This is a genomic window from Vibrio sp. 10N.222.48.A3, assembly GCF_041475345.1.
Lineage (GTDB): Bacteria > Pseudomonadota > Gammaproteobacteria > Enterobacterales > Vibrionaceae > Vibrio > Vibrio tasmaniensis_A.
This window is the reverse complement of sequence record NZ_JBFRVX010000870.1, coordinates 1-583: the sequence shown is the minus strand read 5'-3', so window position 1 is coordinate 583 and position 583 is coordinate 1. Positions and strand designations below refer to the sequence as shown.

General features: G+C 46.8%; 1 protein-coding gene. It reads right to left on the bottom strand.

Annotation, left to right across the window (positions count from 1 at the left end):
* Positions 1 to 583, bottom strand: a 583-nt coding sequence (locus AB4653_RS21095) for a DUF3360 family protein (RefSeq protein WP_372105254.1), incomplete at both ends; no start/stop codon positions are given.

Below are 583 nucleotides of genomic sequence, written 5' to 3'. Positions count from 1 at the left end.
GTTTGGCAAGCCAAGCATCCAACCTTCAGAAGTCGAACCCCACCAGTAAACTGGGTTTAGGTTTGGGATACCCATTTCAGTTTCGAATACGATATCGAAACCAGCGCCCAATGCTAATGCAATAGCAAGGCCTGTGAATGCACAAACTGGGATAGCTAACCAACGCTTGTTCACTTTTGCTAAGAAAGCATAGATAGCAATAGTAATAGCAAGAACGATTAAACCAACGTAACCCATGCTACCCGCTTCAACAGTAGAAGATTGAAGACCAACCGCCCATGCTTGAATTGAGTTAATTTGGCTCATGGTGCCTGTTAGGCCTAAGAAAATGAGCAAGCCACCAGCGGTACCTTCCGAAGTCAGGTTAACCAGCTTGGAGCCGCCTTTTAGGAAACTTAGGATTAGACCGAAGACACCGATAAGGATAGCCAATGCAAGAGGGTGAGCACCAGCGAGAGCGATGGTACCAATAAGAGGAATCATTGGGCCGTGGTTACCGGCAAGGTTTGCTTTCGGGTTGAAGAAACCAGAAGCAAGGATACAGAACAGCAGTGCAGGAATCAGCATTTCTACACGAGCAACT